Source organism: Candidatus Eisenbacteria bacterium (assembly GCA_035712145.1).
GTDB lineage: Bacteria > Eisenbacteria > RBG-16-71-46 > RBG-16-71-46 > RBG-16-71-46 > DASTBI01.
The window spans coordinates 21526-42400 of the sequence record DASTBI010000252.1 but is presented as its reverse complement, the minus strand read 5'-3'; the positions used below and the strand labels follow the sequence as shown (position 1 = coordinate 42400).

Below are 20875 nucleotides of genomic sequence, written 5' to 3'. Positions count from 1 at the left end.
GATGGCACGCAAGGAGACGCGAAGAGTGGCGCAGGCCTGGATCGAGCTGAAGGCGGACGACCTGGAGGCGGCTTCGGCGCTGGACGTGGCGAAGAGCCAGCTCGCCGCGGGACAGCATCTGCAACGGCTCCGCCGCATCCGGCTGGTCGAGCTCGAAGGCCGGTTGCCGGCGCGCGAGCGGCTGGAGGAGCTGCTCCACGGCTCCACGCAGTTCTACAACCCGCACAAGGAGCGTTGCGTCGTGCGGCTGTCTTCCGATGACCCCGCACCGCTCGTGCCGGGTGAGCGCGCGGTATTGGTGACCGAGAAGGACGGCGCGCGCCGCCCCGCCGCCGAGCGCTGGTGGGAGCACGAGACCGGCGACACGGTCAGCGTTCGCGAAGGCATCGCGTGGGCTTTGTCGTTCGAGCCGGGCGTCGACGACGCTCGAGCCGGCGACCTCGCGCTGGTGCGGAGTCGGCGGCACGGGTTACTCTGCAATCCCCACTCGCAGGAGTGCCGGTGGGCCGAGGGCTCGGTGCCCGTGCCGTGGATCGAGACTGGATCCGGCGCGGCTTCCGGCCGCACTCCGGCGCGGCGCAAGGCGACTTCGACGAAAGGCAGGCGATGACCGGCTGGACCCCGGACAAGGCTTGGAACGACGAGTGCGGCGTGTTCGCCGCCGTGGGAGTGCCGCGCGCGGCCGAAGTCGTGCGCCTCGGCCTTCACGCGCTCCAGCATCGGGGCCAGGAATCCTCCGGCATCGTGAGCTCGGACAACGACGGAGAGTTCCACACCGTGAAAGGGCTCGGCCTGGTGTCGGACGTCTACACCGACCAGGCGATCGCCCAGCTTCCTGGCCAGCTCGCGATCGGCCACAACCGCTATTCGACGAGCGGCAGCATCACGCTCGACAACACGCAGCCGCTGCGCGTGGTCTATCGATCGGGTCCTCTTGCGCTCGCCCACAACGGCAACCTGACCAATGCCCGCGAGCTGCGGCAGGGCCTCGAAGGATCGGGTTCGATCTTCCAGACCACGCTCGACACCGAGATCTTCCTGCACCTCATGGCGCTCTCGAACAGCGAGAGCCCCGAGGAGGCGCTGATCGAGGCGATGCGCCAGGTCCAGGGCGCCTACGCGTTGATCCTGCTGACCCGCGATCATGTCTATGCGGTGCGCGACGCCCATGGGCTGCGCCCGCTGTGCCTGGGGCGCCTCGGCGACGGCTACGTGGTGGCCTCCGAGACCTGCGCGCTCGATCTGGTGGGCGCCGACTTCCTGCGCGACGTCGAGCCCGGCGAGCTGGTGAGCCTGGATCCGCGCGGGATGCGCTGCCGCCAGGCGATTCCCGCGGCGACGAAGATTCAGCAGTGCATCTTCGAGCACATCTACTTCTCTCGCCCCGACAGCCGCGTGTTCGGCGAGAGCGTCGACCGCGTGCGCCGGCGCATCGGACACCGGCTGGCTCAGGAGCATCCCGCGCCGGGCGACGTGGTCATCGCGGTGCCCGACTCCAGCAACTCGATCGCGCTCGGTTACGCAGAAGAATCCGGGATTCCCTTCGAGCTCGGACTCATCCGCAACCACTATGTCGGACGCACCTTCATCCAGCCCAAGCAGGACGAGCGCGACAGCGGCGTGCGGATCAAGTTCAACCCGGTCCGCGAGGTGCTCGACGGGAAGCGCGTGGTGCTGGTCGACGACTCGATCGTGCGCGGCACCACCAGCCGCAAGCTGGTCCGGGTGCTGCGGCGCGCCGGCGCCCTCGAAGTCCACTTCCGGGTAGGCTCGCCGCCGGTGACGCATCCATGCTTCTACGGCATCGACACGCCGAGCCGCCGCGAGCTGATCGGCGCGCTCAAGACGGTGGAGGAGATCCGCGACTACCTGGGCGTGGACTCGCTCGGATACATCTCGCTGGACGGATTGCTTCTGTGCGAGAAGGACGGGAAGCGGTTCTGTCACGCCTGCTTCTCCGGCCAGTATCCGGTGCCGATCGACCCCGAGGCGTCGAAGCTCGCGATCGAGACCATGCACCGCGCAGCGGGCGCGGGCGCCGGCTGATCCTCGCGGTCGCATGTCCCTTCAGGAGCTGATGCGCCAGCGACGCGAGAAGCTCGCGCAATGGCGAGCGCTCGGCGTCGAGCCCTACGCGTACCGCTACCAGCCCACGCACCATGCGGCCGAGCTGCTCGCGCTCGGCGATCAGGTGACCGCCGAGCCCGGGGACAAGGTGTCCGTGGCGGGCCGGGTCGTGTCGCTGCGGGGCCACGGCAAGGCCGGCTTCGCTCACCTGCTGGATGCGAGCGGCAGGATCCAGGCGTACTTCCGCGCGGACCAGATGGGGGAGCAGTTCCGCCGCTACGAGCTCCTGGACGTGGGCGACTGGGCGGGCGTGGAAGGGCCCTTGTTTCGCACCCGCTCCGGGGAGATCACGGTGCGCGCCGACCGCGTCGATCTGCTGGCCAAGGCGCTCCGACCGTTGCCCGAGAAGTGGCACGGCCTGCGCGATCCCGAAACGCGTTTCCGCCAGCGCTACGCCGACCTCTTCATGAATCTCGAGGTGCGCGAGGTCTTTCGCAGACGGGCGCGAATCATCTCGGCCTTCCGTGAGGGATTGGAGCGCGCGGGATTCCTCGAGGTCGAGACGCCGGTGCTGCAGCCGCTCTACGGCGGCGCCTTCGCGCGGCCCTTCGTCACCGAGCACAAAGCACTCGACATGGATCTGTACCTGCGCATCTCGAACGAGCTCTATCTCAAGCGCCTGATCGTGGGAGGGCTCGAGCGCGTCTACGAGTTTTCGCGCGACTTCCGGAACGAGGGCATGGATCGCACGCACAATCCCGAGTTCACGATGCTCGAGTTCTACCAGGCGTTCGCCGACGTGAACGACATGATGGATCTCACCGAAGCGCTCGTCGTCTCGGCGGCGGAGCATGCCGGCGGCTCCCGCACCGTGAACTACCAGGGGCAGACGCTCGACTTCACGCCGCCGTTCGCGCGGCTGTCGATGCTCGACGCCGTCGGTCAAAAGGCCGGAGAGTCGGTGGACGCGCTCGATCGCGCGCAGCTCCAGCGGCTCGCCACACGGCACGGCATCGAGACCCGCCCCGGTCTCGGTGCGGGCGGCCTGCTCGACGCCCTGTTCAGCGAGCTGGTCCAGCCCTCGCTGACGCAGCCGACGTTCGTGACCGACTATCCCGTCGAGACCTCGCCGCTGGCGCGCGCGAGCCGCCGCAACCAGGCGGTGGTCGAGCGCTTCGAGCTGTTCGCCTGCGGCATGGAGCTGGCGAATGCGTTCTCCGAGCAGAACGATCCCGACGCGCAACACCGGGCCTTCGAGGCTCAGGCGGCGCTGCGGGCGGGAGGGGACGAAGAAGCCCAGCCGATGGACCTCGACTACGTGCGGGCGCTCGAGTACGGCATGCCGCCGACCGGGGGCTGCGGCATCGGCATCGACCGGATGGCCATGCTCCTCACCGACTCGCGCTCCATCCGCGACGTGATCCTGTTCCCGCAGCTCCGGCCCGAAGAAGGGCGTGAGGATCCCGACGCCGAAGAGCCCGCAACGGCGGGGGCCGCGGAAGCGGCGGAAGGCGCCCCGCCCCGGTGAACCTGCCGCTCTGGATCGCGGCCCGCTACCTTCGAACCCGGCGCCGCAGCGCATTCATCACCCTGCTCACCGGAATCTCCGTGGCCGGCGTGGCCGTGGGCGTCACCGCGTTGCTCACGGTGCTGGCGGTGATGAACGGCTTCGAGAACGAGATCCAGACCCGGATCGCCGGCACCGACGCGCACGTGGTTCTGCTCGGCGATACGCAGGGGGCCATCCGCGGCGGCGACTCGCTGGCCGCGCGCGCCGCGCGGCAGCCCGGAGTGGTGGGCGCGGCGCCGTTCACCTACGCCAAGGCCATGGTGATCTACGGCGGCCGCGCCGAAGGCCTGGTGGTGAAGGGCATCGATCTCGGCCAGGAGCGCCGGGTCACGACCGTCGCGCACAACATCTCGCCGTCGCTCGACGCCATCCCCGCGGACCTCGCCATGCCGAGCGTCGTCCTCGGCACCGAGCTGGCGGCCCGCATCGGCGCGGCCGTGGGCGACACGGTCGTGCTCGCCTCACTGGCCGCGGATCGCAGCGCGATGGGCTACGCGCCCAAGCTGCGGCGCTTCCGCGTCGTGGGCCTCTTTTCTTCCGGCCTCTATACGTACGACTCGAGCTTCGGATTCGTCGCCATCCCCGCGGCCCAGGACTTCTTCGACCTCGGGGCCGCGGTCACGGGCATCGAGGTACGGCTGGTCGACATGTTCGACGCGCCGCGCGCGGCGTCACGACTGCTGCGCGCGATCGGCGATCCGCGGCTACACGCCAACAATTGGATCGAGCTCAACCGCAATTTGTTCACGTGGATGAAGCTCGAGAAGACGGTGATGTTCGTGATCCTGGCGCTGATCATCCTGGTCGCGGCCTTCAACGTCGTGAGCACGCTGTTCATGGTGGTGCTGGAGAAGCGCCGGGACATCGGCGTGCTCAAGGCGCTCGGCGCGTCGAGGAGCGTGGTGCTCCGCGTCTTCCTCTGGGAAGGACTCCTGATCGGCGGCCTGGGAACGATGCTGGGCACGGCTCTGGGCTGGGGACTGATCTCGCTGCTCCGGACGTATCCCTTCGTCCAGCTGCCGGGCGATGTCTATTTCATCGAGCGCCTTCCGGTTCGTCCCGAGCTGGGTGACTTCGTGTCGGTCGTCGCCGCCGCCCTCGCGCTGTGTCTCGCCGCGGCCCTCTATCCGGCCTGGCGCGCCTCGATGCTGGATCCCGTCGAAGCCATCCGGCGCCAGGGATGAGGGGGACTTGATGAAAACCGGACAAGATCCTGGGACCGAGGGGTTTGAATCGAATCAAGTCGTTCTGACCGCGTCCGGCATCGAAAAGGCGTATCCCGCTCCATCCGGAAGGCTCGAAGTCCTCCGTGGGATTGAACTTAGCGTCCAACGGGGGTCGGTCGTCGCGATCGTCGGCGTTTCGGGCGTCGGAAAGAGCACGCTGTTGAACATTCTTGGAACGATCGATCGGCCCGATCGGGGTTCGGTGGAGATTCGGGGCCGAAAGGTCGAAGAGTTAGGAGAAGGAGAGCTGGCTCGGTTCCGGGCTCGACACCTGGGATTCGTGTTCCAGTTCCATCATCTGCTCCCCGAGTTCAACGCCGAAGAGAACGTGATGATGCCACTGCTGATTGCGGGTGAGAATCGGACGGCCGCGCAGGCTCGTGCGCGTCGCGCGCTCGAGTCGGTGGGTCTTCCCGAGCGCTGGGAGCACACACCCGCGCAGCTCTCGGGAGGGGAGGCGCAGCGCGTGGCCGTAGCGCGCGCGCTCGTTGCCGGGCCCGAGCTCGTGATGGCCGACGAGCCATCCGGCAACCTCGATCAGGCCGGAGCAGAGACCTTGCACGAGCTCATGGTCACTCTGGCGCACCGTGACCGGCAGGCGTTTGTGATCGTGACCCACAATGATAGGCTCGCCGCGATTGCGGACCGGGTCCTGAGGCTCGAGGCCGGTCGGCTCGCGCCCGTCCGCTGAGGGGGCTCGCCATGCTCTGCCAGATCTGCGGCAAGAATCCCGCGGTCCTCCACTTCACCCAGATCGTCGAGAACAAGATGTCCGAATACCATCTCTGCGAAGTGTGCGCGGAGGAGAAGGGCTTCACCGAGCCCGTCAAGCCGCTGAAGGAGAAATTCGACGTTGCCGCTGCCTTCGCCGGAATGATCAACAGCATGGCGTCCAACGAGGAAGAGCGCGTCGGATCGGTTCAATGCCCGCGCTGCGGGCTGCTCTATTCGGCCTTCAAGGAAACCGGACGTCTGGGCTGCGCGGAGTGTTACAACGCGTTCCAGTTCCAGCTTCGGCCGCTGCTGCGGCGCATTCACGGCGACACCCGCCACAAGGGCAAGGCCCCGGCCAGCGACGGCCAGCTGGTATCCCGCGCCCGCCAGGTGCAGCGGCTCTACGATGAGCTGCAGCGCGCGGTGGCACGCGAGGAGTTCGAGCGCGCGGCCGAGGTGCGCGACGAGATCAAGCGGCTCGAAGCCGCGCAATCCGAGTCCGGCACATGAGCGATTCGGCGGCTCGCTTCGAGCAGCTGGTCTCCCGCCCCAGCCCGTGGCTGTCGGGGGATGGCCCGCACTCGGAGCTCGTGGTCTCGACCCGCATGCGGCTGGCCCGCAACTTGGCCACCGTGCCGTTCACGCATCGCGCCCGCGAGGAACAGCTGCAGGGCGTCGTCGCCAGCGTCGCGAGCGCGGCGTCGGCGACCACGTCCTTCACCGGAGCCATGCTGCTCCGCATGAACGAGATCACCGGCATCGACCGCCAGATCCTGGTCGAGCGTCATCTCGTGAGCCACGAGCTCGGCGACGGCGGACGTCCGCGCGGGATCCTGGTCGGTCCGGAAGAGCGGCTGTCGCTGATGATCAACGAAGAGGACCACCTCCGGCTCCAGTCGATGGCGTCGGGCTTCCAGCTCGCCGAGGCCTGGGGCGCCGCGGACAAGGCCGACGACGAATTGAGCCAGGCGCTCGACTTCGCGTTCTCCGAGGAGATCGGCTACCTGACGTCGTGTCCCACCAACACCGGCACCGGCCTTCGCGCCTCGGTGCTCATCCACCTTCCGGCGCTCGTCCTGCTCAAGGAGATCGACCGCGTCCTGAAGAGCGTGATGCAGGTGGGCCTCAACGTGCGCGGCCTGTACGGAGAGCACAGCAACGTCATGGGAAATCTCTTCCAGGTTTCGAACCAGACCACGCTGGGGCAGAGCGAGCGCGAATCGATCGAGAGCCTCGACCGCGTTTCTCGGCAGATCATGGAGACCGAGACGAGGGCGCGCGAGCGTCTGGTGCGAGACGCGCGCCTTCAGATCGAAGACAAGGTGTGGCGGGCCTACGGGCTGCTGCGCTACTGTCGGTCCGTTTCGGCCCAGGAAGTCATCAACTTGTGCTCGGCGGTGCGGCTCGGGGTGTCGATGGGGCTCCCCGGGTTGTGCCCGCTGCGCGTGATCAACGAGCTGCTGGTGCTGACGCAACCGGCGCACCTGCAGCGCGAATATGGCGGTGAGCTGACGCCCGAGGAGCGAAACGTCTACCGGGCGCAGCTCGTGCGGCAGCGCTTGGCTGCCGCCGAGCGAGACGCCGGTGCCTGAGCTCGTCTGAAAGGGGCATCCATTGCACGACAAATTCACGGAGCGAGTGCGCAAGGTCATCTACCTGGCGCGAGAAGAAGCGGCCCGCCTCCAGCACGACTACATCGGCACGGAGCATCTGCTGCTGGGCGTGATCCGGGAGGGCGAGGGAATCGCCGCGACGGTGCTCAACAATCTGGGTCTCGACCTCGACCGCATCCGCCAGGAGGTCGAGAACATGGTGAGCGCCTCGGGCGGCACCATGACCATCGGTGAGATCCCCTTCACGCCGCGCGCCAAGCGCGTGCTCGAGCTGGCGGTCGAGGAGGCGCGCTCGCTGGGACACAACTACGTCGGCACCGAGCACCTGCTGCTCGGTCTCATCCGTGAAGGTGAAGGCGTGGCGGCCAAAGTGCTCCTCGAGCTCGGCGTGGACCGCAAGCGGGTCCGTGAGGAGACGCTGAAGCTCCTGGGCGGCCAGCCGGCGCCCAGCGGCCAGGAGCGCGAGGAGCGCCCCGAGACGCCGGCGCTCAACCAGTTCGGGCGCGATCTGACGCAGCTCGCGCGCGAGAGCAAGCTGGACCCGGTGATCGGACGCGAAAAAGAGATCGAGCGCGTCATCCAGGTGCTGTCGCGGCGCAAGAAGAACAACCCGGTGCTGATCGGCGAGCCCGGCGTCGGCAAGACCGCGATCGCCGAAGGTCTCGCGCAGCGCATCGTCTCCGGCCAGGTGCCGGAGAGCCTGCGCAACAAGCGCATCGTCACGCTCGACCTGGCGGCGGTGGTGGCCGGCACCAAATACCGCGGCCAGTTCGAGGAGCGCCTCAAGACCGTGATGAACGAGATTCGCGAGTCCAAGGACACGGTGATCTTCATCGACGAGCTGCACACCATCGTGGGTGCGGGCGGCGCCGAGGGCGCGATCGACGCCTCGAACATGCTCAAGCCGGCGCTGGCGCGGGGCGAGCTGCAGTGCATCGGGGCCACCACGCTCGACGAATACCGCAAGTACATCGAGAAGGACGGCGCGCTCGAGCGCCGCTTCCAGCCGATCATGGTGGATCAGCCGAGCGTCGAGGACACGATCGAGATCCTCAAGGGGCTGAAGGACAAGTACGAGGCGCATCATGGCGTGACCATCACGCCCGAGGCGCTGATCCAGGCGGTCAAGCTGGCGGACCGCTACATGAACGACCGCTACTTCCCGGACAAGGCGATCGACGTGATCGACGAGGCCTGTGCGCGGGCGCGTCTCTCGGTCAGCACGGTGCCGGGCGAGATCCAGGAAGTCGAGAAGCGTCTCGAGGAAGTGGTCAAGGAGAAGGAGGCCGCGATCCGCGGCCAGGAGTACGAAAAGGCTGCCCGTCTGCGCGACAAGGAGAAGGAGCTGCGGGCTCGCCGCAACGAGCTCAAGAAGTCCTGGGCCGAGTCGAAGCGCGACAAGGACGTCAAGGTCGATGAGGACCTGATCGCCGCGGTGCTCTCGGTGATGACCGGCATTCCGGTGGTGAAGCTCGCCGAGGAAGAGACGCAGAAGCTGCTGCGCATGGAGGACGAGCTCCGCAAGGGCGTCGTGGGCCAGGACGAGGCGGTCGGGGCGGTGGCTCGCGCCGTGCGGCGCAACCGGGTCGGCCTGCGCGACCCGAAGCGCCCGATCGGCTCCTTCATCTTCCTGGGGCCGACCGGCGTCGGCAAGACGGAGCTGGCGCGCAAGCTCGCCGCGTTCCTGTTCGACGACGAGGACGCTTTGATAAGGATTGACATGTCGGAGTACATGGAGAAGTTCTCCGTGTCACGCCTCGTGGGAGCGCCCCCGGGGTATGTGGGGTATGAGGAAGGCGGCCAGCTGACCGAGAAGGTTCGCCGCAAGCCCTACTCGGTGGTGCTGCTCGACGAGATTGAAAAAGCGCATCCGGACGTGTTCAATGTCCTGCTTCAGGTCCTGGATGACGGCGTCCTGACCGACAGCTCGCGCCGCCGTGTGGATTTCAAGAACACCGTCGTCATCATGACGTCGAACCTGGGCGGACGGCAGATCGCCGCGGGAGGGAAGCACCTCGGTTTCAAGCAGGTCGAGGGTGGTGCGGCGCAGTTCCAGGCCATCAAGAGCACAGTTCAGGACGAACTGAAGCGAGCCTTCAATCCGGAGTTCCTCAATCGAATCGATGACGTCATCGTGTTCCACGCGCTCACCCGGGATGACATGCGCAAGATCGTGGAAATCCTGCTCGGGCAAGTCAGGGAGCGACTGCGTGCCCAGGACATCCATCTCGACATCACCACGGATGCCGTCGAGCTCCTCATCGAGCGCGGGTTCGATCCCTCGCTCGGCGCTCGGCCGCTCAAGCGGGCGATCCAGCGTTTGCTCGAAGACCCGCTCTCCGAGTTCATCCTGCGCGGACAGCTCCCAGCCGGCATCAAGGTCATGGTCACTCGTAAAGAGGATGGTCTCTCTTTCGCTCCGGCCCGGGAGCCGGTTCCCGCTCCTGCGCCGGTCACGCCTGGCGCCTAAGCTCGTCGTCTCCCTGGTCCTGGTGGCCTTCATGGCCGCCTCGGCCGGGGCTCAGGGTCCCGATGCTCCGGCCCTCTCGCCGTCCGACTCGACCGGTGCGCAGGGCGCCGTCGAGCAGGCGGTGACGCCATCCGCCGCACCCGACACCGCGGCGGCTCCCGGCACGTTCCAGGATGCTCCTGCGCCCACGCCCGCGCCGGCGCCGAGCCGGGACACCACCCGCGTGGCGCCATCGTTCGTCGGGCACATCTCGGTCCAGGGCAACGTCGCCACCGACACCGCACGGATCATCCGCTCCTTCGAAGTCATTCCTGGGTCCCGCTTCAGCCTCGAAGCCGTGCAACGGGGCATCCACAAGCTGTTCGCGCTCGGCCTCTTCGCCGACGCGTGGGTGGAGCGTCTGCCGCGCGGGAACGAGGTCGATCTGGTGATCCATGTCGTCGAGCGCGCGCGGATCGGCGCCATCGAGTTCACCGGAAACAAGAGGCGGGAGACCGACGAGCTGGAAAAGAAGCTCTTCCTCCGGGTCGGGGAGCCCTACACGCCGACGCTCGTGCAGACCCAGGTGGACACGCTGCTCAAGTACTACCGCGAGGAAGGATTCGGGCGCGCCACCATCGATGCCAAGGTGGACTCGACCGCGGGCAATCGGGTCAAGGTGACCTTTGCCGTGCGCGAAGGCGAGCGGGTCCGCGTCACCAAGGTCGAGTTCGTCGGCATGAAGGCGTTCGACCCGGCCAAGCTCAAGAAGACGATCGCCACCAAGACCAAGGGCTTCTTCGGAGGCGGAGAGATCAAGGACGAGTCGTTCGCCGAGGACCTGGAGAAGCTCAGGGAGTATTACTGGAACCACGGCTATCGGGACGTGCGTCTGGTCTCGCACGAGCTCAAGCCCGGCAAGGGGCCGCGCGACCTCACTCTGGTCTTCACCATCGAAGAAGGCCGCCGCTACGTCTTCGGCACCGGCATGTGGACCGGCAACCAGGTGCTGCGGCCGGCGACGCTGGCCCGCTTCTGGACCGCGCAGCCGGGCGATGTGTACGACCGCTCGAAGGTCCAGAAAGCCGTGCAGGACGCCTACGCGGCGTACGCCGAGGAGGGCTATCTCTACCTCGGGATCGAGCCGCGCGAAAACGTCCGTGACTCGGCCGTCGACGTGGCGTTCCTGGTCCAGGAAGGATCGCCGTCCAACGTCCGCTACATCCACATCACCGGCAACCACGGGACCCGGGAGAAGGTGGTCCGGCGCGAGATCGACATCCACGAAGGCGACCGCTTCAAGCGCTCGTCGCTCGTCCGCTCGCAGGGCGACGTGTTCCGCCTCGGATTCTTCGAGGACGTCCAGATCGACTTCGTCCCGGCCGAGAGCACCGATGTGGACATCACGCTCAAGGTGAAGGAGAAGCAGGTCGGCACGGCCTCGGCCGGCGCGGGATACACCGCGCAGAGCGGCGTGACCGGATTCCTGGAGCTGGGCCACAACAACGTGCTCGGCAACGGCCAGAACCTTTCGCTCCATCTGGAGCGCGGGGCCAAGCGGAGCGACTACTTCATCAGCTTCACCGAGCCCTGGTTCCGCGACACACCGACGCTGCTCGGGTTCTCGGCGTTCCGCACCAACCGCGAGCTGGACCTCTACGAAGAGAAGCGCGACGGCGGGTCGGTGCGGATCGGCCGGCCACTGGCCTGGCCGGACTATGCGCGCGGATCGCTCACGTACCAGCTCGAGAACGTCACGATCCACATCGACAAGGTCAATCTCTCGCCGCAGGACTCGATCGTGCTTCGCGGGCTCGAGAACGGCAAAGCCACCCTGAGCAGCAGCATGAGCGCCTTCTTCGTCCGCAACAGCAGGAACAACCCGTTCTACCCGACGGGCGGGACGCAGCTCTCGATCGAGACCGAGGCCGCCGGCGGTCCCTTCGGAGGCGCGATCAACTTCCACAAGGAGCGGCTCGAAGGGCGCGCGTATTTCCGCTCGATCATCCCGACCTGGACGACCATGGTGCGGGCGCGAGTCGGCTTCGTCGGCAAGTACGCGGACCAGAACTTCCCGGTGCCGCAGTACGAGCGCTTCCGGCTGGGAGGGGGAACGACCATCGATCCCTTGCGCGGCTACGAGGACTACATGGTCGTTCCGGAGAAGTTCATTCGGGATGTCGACAACATCACCACCCGGGTGATAAACGACTCGACCGTTTTCGACACGGTCACGACCGTGTCCCGCTATCCGGGCGGCCAGTTCATGACCTCGTACTCCATCGAGCAGCAGTTTGCAATTGCGCACCCCCTGCATGCTGTGTTGTTCTTCGACGCGGGGAATACCTGGGACCTGATGCGGGAAGCCCGGCCTTTCGACCTCAAGATGGGCGCAGGTGTAGGTATTCGTCTCGAAATCCCCCTGCTCGGCAACATCGGCTTCGATTTCGGCTACGGATTCAACCGCGGGGACCTCCGAGACCGCCCGAAGTGGGTGGGTCACTTCCTGCTCGGACAGACGTCCTTCTAGAACCCCTGAGGCCGATCGACCGAATGGCTCGCGTCCGAGGACAGGTGGCACGGTGGACGGCGGTGCTGGCGCTGCTGCTGGCATCGTCATGGTCCCCGTCCAGAGCCGCCGACACCCGTATCGGATTCATCGACTCCGCGAAGATCTTCCAGGAGTACAAGCTCGCCCAGGAAGCGCAGCAGCAATTCGACCGCCAGGTGCAGAACTGGCGCAGCGAGGCCGCGGAGAAGCAGAAGGTCGTCGACCAGCTGCGAGCCGAGATGAGGGACCAGGGGCCGATCCTCTCCAGCGTGAAGCGCCAGGAGAAGGAGGAAGCGCTGCAGAAGGCCATCCAGGGATACGAAGCCTTCGTTCAGGAGATCTGGGGACCGACTGGACGCGCTTCGCAGGAGAACGAGCGGACGACGAGGGAGATCGTCGAGCAGATTCGCACGGTGGTCGAGAAGCTGGCGGGAGAGAAAGGTCTCGACATCGTGTTCGACGCGGCGGGCGGCGCGATCGTCTATGCGGATCGCAGCCTGGACTTGAGCGCCGAGGTGGTTCGCGAGCTCAATACCCGCGTCGGACAGGGCACCCGTTGAGGAGGGTCCTGGCATGGTGACGCGCACCCTGAAGGATCTGGCCGCCGAGCTGAACGGGCAGCTGCTCGGCGACGGTTCGATCGAGATCCGTGACGTGGCGGGCATTCGTGAAGCGCTGCCCGGGGATCTCACGTTCATCGCCAATTCCCGGTACGACGCCTATCTCGACGAGACCCGGGCGTCCGCCGTCATCTGCGCTCGCGACACACGGCAATGCAGCGTGCCGCTCATCCTCGTGGACAACCCCTACCTCGCGTTCCAGCAGGCGGTGCGCATCTTCCGTCCCGATCGCGATCGCCAGCCGCCCGGCATCCATCCGACGGCGGTGGTGGCGAGCGACGCGCAGCTCGGCGAAGGCGTCTCGATCGGTCCCTGGTGCGTGATCGAGCCGGGCGCCCGCCTGGGCGACGGCTCGGTGGTGATGGCGTACGGCTACATCGGGCCGCGCGCCGTGATCGGCGAGAGGACCTGTCTGTATCCGCGCGTCACGATCCGGGAGGACTGTGTGCTGGGCGCACGCTGCATCCTCCATCCCGGAGTCGTGGTCGGCAGCGACGGCTTCGGCTTCGCCTTCGACCAGGGGCGCTATCACAAGGTGCCGCAGGTGGGGAACGTGGAGATCGGCGACGACGTCGAGATCGGCGCCAACACCACCATCGACCGCGCCACCACGCACAGCACCAGGATCGGTGACGGCACCAAGATCGACAACCTGGTGCAGATCGGCCACAACGTGATGATCGGCAAGCATTGCATCGTGGTCGCTCAGGTGGGCATCTCCGGCAGCACCGAGCTGGCGGACTACGTGACGATCGGCGGCCAGGCGGGGCTGGTCGGGCACATCACGGTCGGAGAGGGCGCCATGGTCGGCGCGCAGAGCGGAGTGACCAAGTCGGTCGCGGCCCATACGGTGGTCACCGGCTACCCGGCGATGCAGCACGGATTGTGGAAGCGGCTCCAGGCCACGCTGCAGAAGCTGCCCACCATGTTCCAGCGCCTGCGCGAGGTCGAGGATCGCGTGCAGAAGCTCGAGCGGCAGGAGGCAGAGGAGAAAGTGCGGTGACCCTCAAGCCGCAGCGCACCATCGGCCGCGCGGTGTCGTTCGAGGGAGTCGGACTCCATACCGGGCAGCGCTGCAAAGTGACCTTCCGGGCGGGTGAGCCCAACAGCGGGGTGCGCTTCGTGCGCGCCGATCTTCCCGGGCGTCCCGAAGTCCTCGTGCGGCCCGAGAACGCGCACTTCGATCCGCAGGCCGGCCGCCGCACCATCCTCCAGCAGGGCGACGTCCAGATCCACACCATGGAGCACATCCTGGCCGCCGTGGCCGGCCTCGGGATCGACAACCTCGTGATCGAGACCACGGCCATGGAGACCCCCGAGCCCGACGACGGCAGCGCCGCGCCGATCGCCGCGCTGCTGACGCAGGCCGGCGTGGTCGAGCAGGAGCGGCCGAAGCGTCACATCAAGGTGACCAAGCCCGTGAGCTGGTCCGAGAACGGCATCGAGCTCGAGGCCACGCCCTACGACGGGTTCAAGATCAGCTTCCTGATCGACTACGACAATCGGGTGGTCGGTCGCCAGGCGTTCTCGCTCGACATCACCCCGGAGTCGTTCGTCGAGCAGATCGCGCCCGCGCGCACCTTCGTGCTGGAGCGCGACGTCGAGGCGCTGCGCCGAGCGGGCTGGATCCGCGGCGGGCGTCTCGAGAATGCCGTCGTGGTGGGCGAAGAGCGGGTGCTGAACGAAGAGCCTCTGCGCTTCCCCGACGAGTTCGTGCGCCACAAAGTGCTCGATCTGGTGGGCGACCTCTTCCTGCTCGGTGGACCCTTGCTCGGACACGTCACCGCAAAGCGCTCGGGACATCAGAGCCACGTCGCCTTCGTCAAGCACCTCAAGGAGACCCTGCCGCTGCCGGGCCGCCGCGCCGGCCGTCCCGCCGAGGAGTGGGACATCACGGCGATCATGGACATCATGCCCCACCGCTATCCCTTCCTCCTCGTCGACCGCATCACCCGCATCGAGGAAGGGCGGAGCATCGAAGGCGTCAAGAACGTCACCATCAACGAGCCGTTCTTCCAGGGGCACTTCCCTGGCCACCCCATCATGCCCGCGGTGCTGATCATCGAGGCGATGGCCCAGGTCGGGGGACTGCTGCTGCTCAACTCGGTGGACGACCCGATGAGCAAGCTGATGTACTTCATGGGCATCGACGGCGCCAAGTTCCGCCGCCCGGTGGTGCCCGGCGATCAGCTCCGCTTCGTCCTCACCCTGCTCAAGCTCCGCAAGGGAACGAGCAAGATGCGCGGCGAGGCCTTCGTCGACGACCAGCTCGTGGCCGAGGCGGAGCTGCTGGCGACCGTCGTGGACCGGCGCTCATCATGAGCACCGCCATCCATCCGGCCGCGTTCGTGGACGACAAGGCCCAGATCGGGACGGGTGTGGTCATCGGACCGGGGGCGATCATCGGCCCCCACGTGACGATCGGCGACGGGACCAGCATCGGGGGTCACGCGCTCGTGACCGGCTGGACGAGGATCGGCAAGGGCTGCAAGCTCCATCATGGCGCGGTGGTCGGAAGCCCGCCGCAGGACCTCAAATACAGCGGCGAGCCGTCGTACATGGAAGTCGGCGATCACACCGAGATCCGCGAGTACGTGACCGCCAACCTCGCCACGGAGCCCGGCGCCACCACCCGGATTGGCAGCCGCTGCCTGCTCATGGCTTACTCGCACGTGGCGCACAACTGCGCCGTCGGCGATCACGTGATCATCGCCAACGCGGTGCAGATGGCCGGATACGTCACCATCGAGGACTGGGCGATCGTGGGCGGAGGCACGGTGATCCACCAGTTCGTGCGCGTCGGCCGCCACGCGATGGCCGGCGGAGGCTCGCGCATCACGCAGGACGTGGCCCCGTTCGTGAAGCTGGCGGGAAGCCCTCCGCGGCTGGCCGGCATCAATTCGATCGGGCTCCAGCGCCGCGGCTTCTCGAAGAGCGTGTGCGACGCGCTCGAGCGCGCCTACAGGATCCTCTTCCGTGACGGCGCAACGGTTCCCGAGGCGGTGGCGCGGATGCGGGCCGAATTCCCGGACGTGGCCGAGGTCGAGATGCTCGCGCGCTTCGCCGAGACCTCCTCCCGCGGTTTGTCACGATGAGCGCGGCACTGCGCGTCGGCGTCTGGGGCGTGGGAGCGTGGGGAGAGAAGCACGCGCGCGTCTGGCACGAGCTGTCCGCCGCGGACGACACGATCCGGCTGGTCGGCCTCTACGACACGGCGGTGGACCGCGCCCGGAAGGTGGCCGAAGCGCACGGGTGCCGCGGTTTCGAGACGCCGGAGGCGATGCTCGCCGAGGTCGACGCGGTGTCGATCACCACGCCGACCATCGCCCATCGCGCGGCCGCGGAGACCGCGTTCGCGGCGGGCGTCCACGCGCTGGTGGAGAAGCCGCTGGCCGTCACGACCGCCGAGGCGGATTCGATCCTGGGCGCGGCGGAGCGCGCCGGTCGCACGCTTCGGGTCGGGCACGTCGAGCGCTTCAACCCGGCGATGGCCGTGGCGCGCGAGCGCGTGCGCGAGCCCAAGTTCGTGGAGGCCCATCGCCTCGCGATGTTCCAGCCGCGCTCCCTCGACATCGACGTGGTGTTCGATCTCATGATCCACGACATCGACCTGGTGCTCGAAGCCACCGGCCAGGTGCCCGAATCGATTTCGGCGGTCGGCGTTGCGGTGCTGTCGGACAACGAGGACATCGCCAACGCGCGGCTCGAATTCCCGGACGGCTGTGTCGCCAACCTCACGGCCAGCCGCGTGTCCCAGGAGCGGCTGCGGCGTATTCGCTTCTTCCAGTCGGATTCGTACCTGTCGGTGGATCTGTTCGGGCGCAGCGCGGAGTATCTGCGGGTCGAGCCGCGCGCACGGGCGGCGCTCGCCCCGGGCGGCGCCGGGCTCATGGCCGCGCTGGCCGGCATCCAGCGCCAGAAGATCGACGTGCCGGAGGGAGAGCCGCTGCGGCTCGAGCTGGCGGCTTTCGCCCGCGACATCGCGGGCGAGCCATCCCGCGTGGCCACCGGCTGGGCGGGGCGCGAAGCCCTGCGGGTGGCTGAATCGGTGCGTGATGCGATGCGGCGCCGCATGGTGCAGTGGACCACGAGCTAGAGCGCCGGTTCCTGGTCGTCACGGGTGAAGCTTCCGGCGATCTGCACGCCGCGCATCTGGTCGAGGCCTTGCGAGCGCTCGGGCCGTGTCGCGTGCGCGGCGTCGCGGGGCCCGCGATGCGGGACGCCGGCGTCGAATGCGTGGTCCGCAGCGAGTCGCTGGCCGTCCTGGGGTTCGCCGAGATCCTCCAGCGCCTGCCGCTCCTCTTCGACACGCGCCGCCGTTTGCTGGCGGAATACGACCGCTTCCGGCCGCATGCCGTCGTACTGGTCGACTATCCAGGTTTCAATCTGCGGCTCGGCCCCATGCTCAAGCGCCGCGGCGCGCGCACCTTCTATTACATCGCGCCGCAGGTCTGGGCCTGGCATCCGGAGCGGGCGAGGACGATGGCGCGGTGGGTGGATCACCTCGCGGTCGTCTTTCCCTTCGAGGAGCCGCTGTTCCGCGCCGCCGGGGTGCCGGTCACCTTCGTCGGCCATCCTCTGCTCGATGACTTCGGCCCCGAGACGGACGCCCCGAGCTTCCATGCGGCGCTCGGGATCGACCCGAGCCGCCCGCTGCTGGGACTGCTTCCCGGAAGCCGGACGCAGGAGACCGCCCGACATGCCGGCATCATGATCGAGGGCGCGCGCCGTCTGGCGGCGACGCGGCCGGGACTCCAGGCGGTCATGGCGCTGGCGCCGGGGATGGAGGTTCCCGACGGCCTCGACCTCGGCCCCGTTCGCCTCGCGCGCGGCCTCACTCGCGCGACCCAGGCGTTCTCGACCGCGTGCGCCGTGGCGTCCGGAACCGCGACGCTGGAGACCGCGCTCTTCGGCACGCCGCTGGTCGTCGTCTACAGGACCGGCGCGCTCAACTATGCGATCGCGCGGCGGCTGGTCCAGATTCAGCGCATCGGTCTGCCGAACATCGTCGCGGAATCGATGGTGGCGCCCGAGCTGATCCAGGGCGACCTCACGCCCGATGCGCTGGTGCGCGAGCTGGCGCCATGGCTCGACGATCCTCTGGCCCGCGAGGCTCAGCATCGAGCCTTGGGCGTCGTGCGCGAGCGGCTTGGCGCTCCCGGTGCTTCCGCACGCGCCGCCGCGCGCCTGTGGGAGCTGGCGGCTTGAGCGGCCGGTCGTATCCGTGGTGGTTCGGACTCGCGTCGGTGCTGGGCGCCGGCCTCCTGGTTCTGCTCGCCAAGACCTGGCGTCTGGAGTGGATCGGGACGTCAGAGCGAGAAGCGGGGAGGCAAGCCGGCGAGCGGTGGATCTTCGCGCTCTGGCATGCGCGCCTGCTGCCGCTGACCATCGCTCACCGTCATCGTGACGTCGGCGTGCTCATCAGCCAGCACCGGGATGGCGAGCTGATCGCCCGCATCGTCGAACGGCTCGGTTACGCCACCGGCCGCGGGTCGAGCACGCGCGGCGGAGAAGAAGGTGCGCGCGACATGCTCCGGCTGGCGGAAGAAGGACGCATTCTCGCGATCACGCCCGATGGCCCGCGGGGACCCGCGGAACAGGTGAAGCCCGGCCTGGTCTACCTGGCCAGCCGCACCGGCCTTCCGATCGTTCCCGTCGCCGCCTCCGCGCGGAACGAGTGGCGGATGAGGTCCTGGGACGGATTCCGCATCCCGAAGCCTTTCAGCCGAGTGATGATCGGCTACGGCCCACCGCTCGCGGTGCCGAACCGGCTCGACGACCGTGAGGAGGAAGCCTGGCGCGTGCGGCTCCAGGCAGCGATCGAGGACATCACTCGCGATCTGGATCGGCGCATGGGGCAGGCATGAGCGTGGCGTGGACCGCGTATCGCTCGCTCGCGCCGCTGCTCGGCGCCGCCGCTCCCCTGGGCCGCTGGATCGCGCCGGCGCCGGAGCGGAGCGCGTGGAGCGAGCGGCTCGGAGAGGTCCACGATGCGGAGCCGGCGGACGCGTGGATCCACGCCGCCTCGATGGGGGAGGCGGTGGCGGTCTCGGGACTGCTCGCGGAGCTGCGGCGCGACGCGCCGTCCTCACGGCTGCGGCTCACCGCGACCACGCGCACCGGGCGGCAGCGGCTCATCGACCTGGGCGAGCACGCCACGCTGGCGCCGCTCGACACGCCGCAGGCCGCTGCGAGATTCTTCGACCACGTTCGTCCGAAGTGCCTCGTGCTGCTCGAAACCGAGCTCTGGCCGCAATGGCTGATCGCGGCGCGGCGCGCACAGGCGCCGGTCCTGGTGCTGAACGCGCGGCTTTCGGCCCGCTCGCTCGAGCGTTATCGCTGGCTCGGCGCTGCATTCACCGAGCTGATCGCGGGCCTTCAGGCCGTGCTCTGTCAGAGCGACACGGATCGTGATCGCTGGCTGGCGCTCGGAGCTTCCCCGGTGCGAACCTCGACCGTGGGCAATCTGAAGAACGACGGCCTGCCTTCGCCGGCGGCGGACCGTGGCACGGCACGCGCGGCCTTGGGACTGGATCCCGCGCGACCTCTGTGGGTGCTGGGAAGCGTGCGTCCCGGCGAGGCGCGGCACCTTGCCGAGGCCTGGACCGCGATGCCGGGCGAAGCCCGCGACCGCTGGCAGGTGGTGGCGGTGCCGCGCCACGCGAACGCCACGGCCGGGCTGAGGCGCGAAGCGCAGGAGGCCGGCGTTGCCGAAGCGACCGGGGTTCCGGAGCACGGCGCCTGGCGCTGGGACGATCGGCCCGGCGTCCTCGCCGGCTACTACGCGGCCGCGGAGCTGGCGTACGTGGGCGGTACGCTGGAGCCCTACGGAGGCCACAATCCCCTGGAGCCGGCGGCCTGCGCCGCGGCCGTGCTGACCGGCCCCCATCTCGAGGCTCAGGGTCCAGCCGCGCAGACGCTCCAGGCGCAGGGCGCCATCGAGATCGCGGCGCCAGGCGCTGCGCTGGCCTCGGCCCTCCGCGCATTGCTCACCGATCCCTCGCTGTTGAAGCACCGCGCCGATGCTTCACTCGCGGCGGCCAACCGCGCCCGGGGCGCGACGCGGCGGGCGGTGGACCGGTTACGGGAGTGGACGCTGTGGCCGCGCTGAATCCGGCATCGCGCGCCGCGGCGGCTCTCTATGGCGCGGCGTGGGAAGTGCGTCGAAGGTCGTACGCGCTTGGCTTCCGGCGCGCGCAGCATGTGCCGGCGCGCGTGGTGAGCGTCGGCAATCTGACCCTGGGCGGCACGGGCAAGACCACGCTCACCCTGCACCTGGCTCGAGTCGCGATGGAGATGGGCCGCAAGGTCGCCGTGGTCTGCCGCGATTACCGGCCGGGGCCCGGCGGCCAGGGGGACGAGACGTTGCTCTATCGCAGAGCACTCGGGGAAACGCGAGTGTTCTCCGGCCGGCGGAAGGTCGATCTGGCCGCAGCGGCCGCGGCGTCGGGTCACGATCCCATCCTGGTCGACGACGGCTTCTCCCACTGGCCTCTGGCGCGCGACCTCGATCTGGTGCTGCTCGATGCGGCGAGCCCCTGGGGTGGCGGAGGACTCCTTCCGGCGGGACGGCTGCGAGAGCCGCGACGTGCGCTGCAACGCGCCGACTGGCTGATCCTCACACGCGTGATCCCGCCGCTCGATCGCGACCACGTGGCGTCGATTCGCCGTTACGCTCCAGCGGCGCGCTTCGCGGCGGGACGGCATCGCGTCACGGGCGTGCGCCACCTCGACGGCTCACCGGCCGCGGCGCCCGGCAGGGTCCGGGTGGTGACGGCGACGGGCCATCCCGAGGCGGTGGCGGCGAGCGCGCGCGAGGCCGGGCTCGAGGTCACGGAGCTCTCGGCTTATCGAGACCACCATTGGTTCCGCCGGGAGGAGGCCGAACGCGAGCGGGCCGCGGCGCGCCGCGCCGGCGCCGCGCTGCTGATGACCGCCAAGGACGCGGTGCGCTGGCCGCATCCCGGCGATGCCGAGGTGCGCGTGCTCGAGGTCGAGTGGGAGTGGGTGGAAGGGGGCGCGGCGCTCATCCAGGACGCGCTGCCCGGCAAGAGCGAGGGGTGAG

General features: G+C 68.4%; 18 protein-coding genes. All 18 read left to right on the top strand.

Features of this window, described 5'->3' with window-relative positions; translation table 11 throughout:
- Nucleotide 1 precedes the first annotated feature (1 nt).
- Genes VFQ05_17560 through lpxK form a run of 18 tightly spaced genes read left to right on the top strand, consistent with a single transcriptional unit; the run spans nt 2 to nt 20874 of the window.
- Entirely contained in the window at nt 2–610 is a 609-nt protein-coding gene (locus VFQ05_17560) for a hypothetical protein (GenBank protein HET9328578.1), read from the top strand.
- Nucleotides 607–2046 carry an amidophosphoribosyltransferase gene (gene purF / locus VFQ05_17555; GenBank protein HET9328577.1) on the top strand — a complete coding sequence of 480 codons (1440 nt, stop codon included), beginning with the start codon at nt 607–609 and terminating at the stop codon, nt 2044–2046. Before VFQ05_17560 ends, purF begins: the two co-directional genes overlap by 4 nt.
- A gap of 31 nt (nt 2047–2077) precedes the next feature.
- The gene (lysS, locus tag VFQ05_17550) at nt 2078–3595 is read left to right on the top strand and encodes a lysine--tRNA ligase (GenBank protein ID HET9328576.1); all 1518 of its coding nucleotides are present in this window, start codon (nt 2078–2080) and stop codon (nt 3593–3595) included.
- Nucleotides 3592–4821 (top strand): ABC transporter permease, encoded by a 1230-nt coding sequence (locus tag VFQ05_17545; protein HET9328575.1) that lies wholly within the window; start codon nt 3592–3594, stop codon nt 4819–4821. Before lysS ends, VFQ05_17545 begins: the two co-directional genes overlap by 4 nt.
- A gap of 10 nt (nt 4822–4831) precedes the next feature.
- Complete coding sequence (locus tag VFQ05_17540) at nt 4832–5554, top strand: ABC transporter ATP-binding protein (protein ID HET9328574.1); 723 nt, start codon at nt 4832–4834, stop codon at nt 5552–5554.
- A gap of 11 nt (nt 5555–5565) precedes the next feature.
- Nucleotides 5566–6087, top strand: coding sequence for a UvrB/UvrC motif-containing protein (locus tag VFQ05_17535; GenBank protein HET9328573.1), 522 nt, complete (start codon nt 5566–5568; stop codon nt 6085–6087).
- Entirely contained in the window at nt 6084–7169 is a 1086-nt protein-coding gene (locus VFQ05_17530) for a protein arginine kinase (GenBank protein HET9328572.1), read from the top strand. Before VFQ05_17535 ends, VFQ05_17530 begins: the two co-directional genes overlap by 4 nt.
- A gap of 22 nt (nt 7170–7191) precedes the next feature.
- A complete protein-coding gene (locus tag VFQ05_17525) occupies nt 7192–9660 on the top strand; it encodes an ATP-dependent Clp protease ATP-binding subunit (GenBank protein HET9328571.1) in 2469 nt (822 codons plus the stop codon).
- A 31-nt stretch (nt 9661–9691) separates the two neighbouring features.
- On the top strand, nt 9692–12169 hold the full coding sequence (bamA, locus tag VFQ05_17520; GenBank protein HET9328570.1) for an outer membrane protein assembly factor BamA: 2478 nt from the start codon (nt 9692–9694) through the stop codon (nt 12167–12169).
- 44 nt (nt 12170–12213) lie between these two features.
- Nucleotides 12214–12750, top strand: a complete 537-nt coding sequence (locus VFQ05_17515; GenBank protein HET9328569.1) for an OmpH family outer membrane protein — start codon at nt 12214–12216, stop codon at nt 12748–12750.
- Between the two features lie 13 nt (nt 12751–12763).
- Nucleotides 12764–13813: a UDP-3-O-(3-hydroxymyristoyl)glucosamine N-acyltransferase gene (gene lpxD / locus VFQ05_17510; GenBank protein HET9328568.1), complete on the top strand. Its 1050-nt coding sequence runs from the start codon at nt 12764–12766 to the stop codon at nt 13811–13813.
- Nucleotides 13810–15132: a bifunctional UDP-3-O-[3-hydroxymyristoyl] N-acetylglucosamine deacetylase/3-hydroxyacyl-ACP dehydratase gene (locus tag VFQ05_17505; protein ID HET9328567.1), complete on the top strand. Its 1323-nt coding sequence runs from the start codon at nt 13810–13812 to the stop codon at nt 15130–15132. Before lpxD ends, VFQ05_17505 begins: the two co-directional genes overlap by 4 nt.
- Nucleotides 15129–15905, top strand: a complete 777-nt coding sequence (lpxA, locus tag VFQ05_17500; GenBank protein ID HET9328566.1) for an acyl-ACP--UDP-N-acetylglucosamine O-acyltransferase — start codon at nt 15129–15131, stop codon at nt 15903–15905. Before VFQ05_17505 ends, lpxA begins: the two co-directional genes overlap by 4 nt.
- The gene (locus tag VFQ05_17495; GenBank protein HET9328565.1) at nt 15902–16906 is read left to right on the top strand and encodes a Gfo/Idh/MocA family oxidoreductase; all 1005 of its coding nucleotides are present in this window, start codon (nt 15902–15904) and stop codon (nt 16904–16906) included. Before lpxA ends, VFQ05_17495 begins: the two co-directional genes overlap by 4 nt.
- Nucleotides 16891–18018, top strand: coding sequence for a lipid-A-disaccharide synthase (gene lpxB, locus VFQ05_17490; GenBank protein ID HET9328564.1), 1128 nt, complete (start codon nt 16891–16893; stop codon nt 18016–18018). Before VFQ05_17495 ends, lpxB begins: the two co-directional genes overlap by 16 nt.
- The gene (locus tag VFQ05_17485) at nt 18015–18677 is read left to right on the top strand and encodes a lysophospholipid acyltransferase family protein (protein ID HET9328563.1); all 663 of its coding nucleotides are present in this window, start codon (nt 18015–18017) and stop codon (nt 18675–18677) included. Before lpxB ends, VFQ05_17485 begins: the two co-directional genes overlap by 4 nt.
- Nucleotides 18674–19921, top strand: a complete 1248-nt coding sequence (locus VFQ05_17480; GenBank protein ID HET9328562.1) for a glycosyltransferase N-terminal domain-containing protein — start codon at nt 18674–18676, stop codon at nt 19919–19921. Before VFQ05_17485 ends, VFQ05_17480 begins: the two co-directional genes overlap by 4 nt.
- A complete protein-coding gene (lpxK, locus tag VFQ05_17475; protein ID HET9328561.1) occupies nt 19909–20874 on the top strand; it encodes a tetraacyldisaccharide 4'-kinase in 966 nt (321 codons plus the stop codon). The genes VFQ05_17480 and lpxK overlap by 13 nt, the downstream gene beginning before the upstream one ends.
- Nucleotide 20875 lies beyond the last annotated feature (1 nt).

Coding starts and splice junctions, on each gene's coding strand:
- lpxD (HET9328568.1), top strand. CDS start 12,764: ATGGTGACGCGCACCCTGAAGGATCTGGCCGCCGAGCTGAACGGGCAG.
- lpxA (HET9328566.1), top strand. CDS start 15,129: ATGAGCACCGCCATCCATCCGGCCGCGTTCGTGGACGACAAGGCCCAG.
- VFQ05_17560 (HET9328578.1), top strand. CDS start 2: ATGGCACGCAAGGAGACGCGAAGAGTGGCGCAGGCCTGGATCGAGCTG.
- VFQ05_17480 (HET9328562.1), top strand. CDS start 18,674: ATGAGCGTGGCGTGGACCGCGTATCGCTCGCTCGCGCCGCTGCTCGGC.
- VFQ05_17540 (HET9328574.1), top strand. CDS start 4,832: ATGAAAACCGGACAAGATCCTGGGACCGAGGGGTTTGAATCGAATCAA.
- lysS (HET9328576.1), top strand. CDS start 2,078: ATGCGCCAGCGACGCGAGAAGCTCGCGCAATGGCGAGCGCTCGGCGTC.
- VFQ05_17530 (HET9328572.1), top strand. CDS start 6,084: ATGAGCGATTCGGCGGCTCGCTTCGAGCAGCTGGTCTCCCGCCCCAGC.
- VFQ05_17495 (HET9328565.1), top strand. CDS start 15,902: ATGAGCGCGGCACTGCGCGTCGGCGTCTGGGGCGTGGGAGCGTGGGGA.
- purF (HET9328577.1), top strand. CDS start 607: ATGACCGGCTGGACCCCGGACAAGGCTTGGAACGACGAGTGCGGCGTG.
- bamA (HET9328570.1), top strand. CDS start 9,692: ATGGCCGCCTCGGCCGGGGCTCAGGGTCCCGATGCTCCGGCCCTCTCG.
- VFQ05_17535 (HET9328573.1), top strand. CDS start 5,566: ATGCTCTGCCAGATCTGCGGCAAGAATCCCGCGGTCCTCCACTTCACC.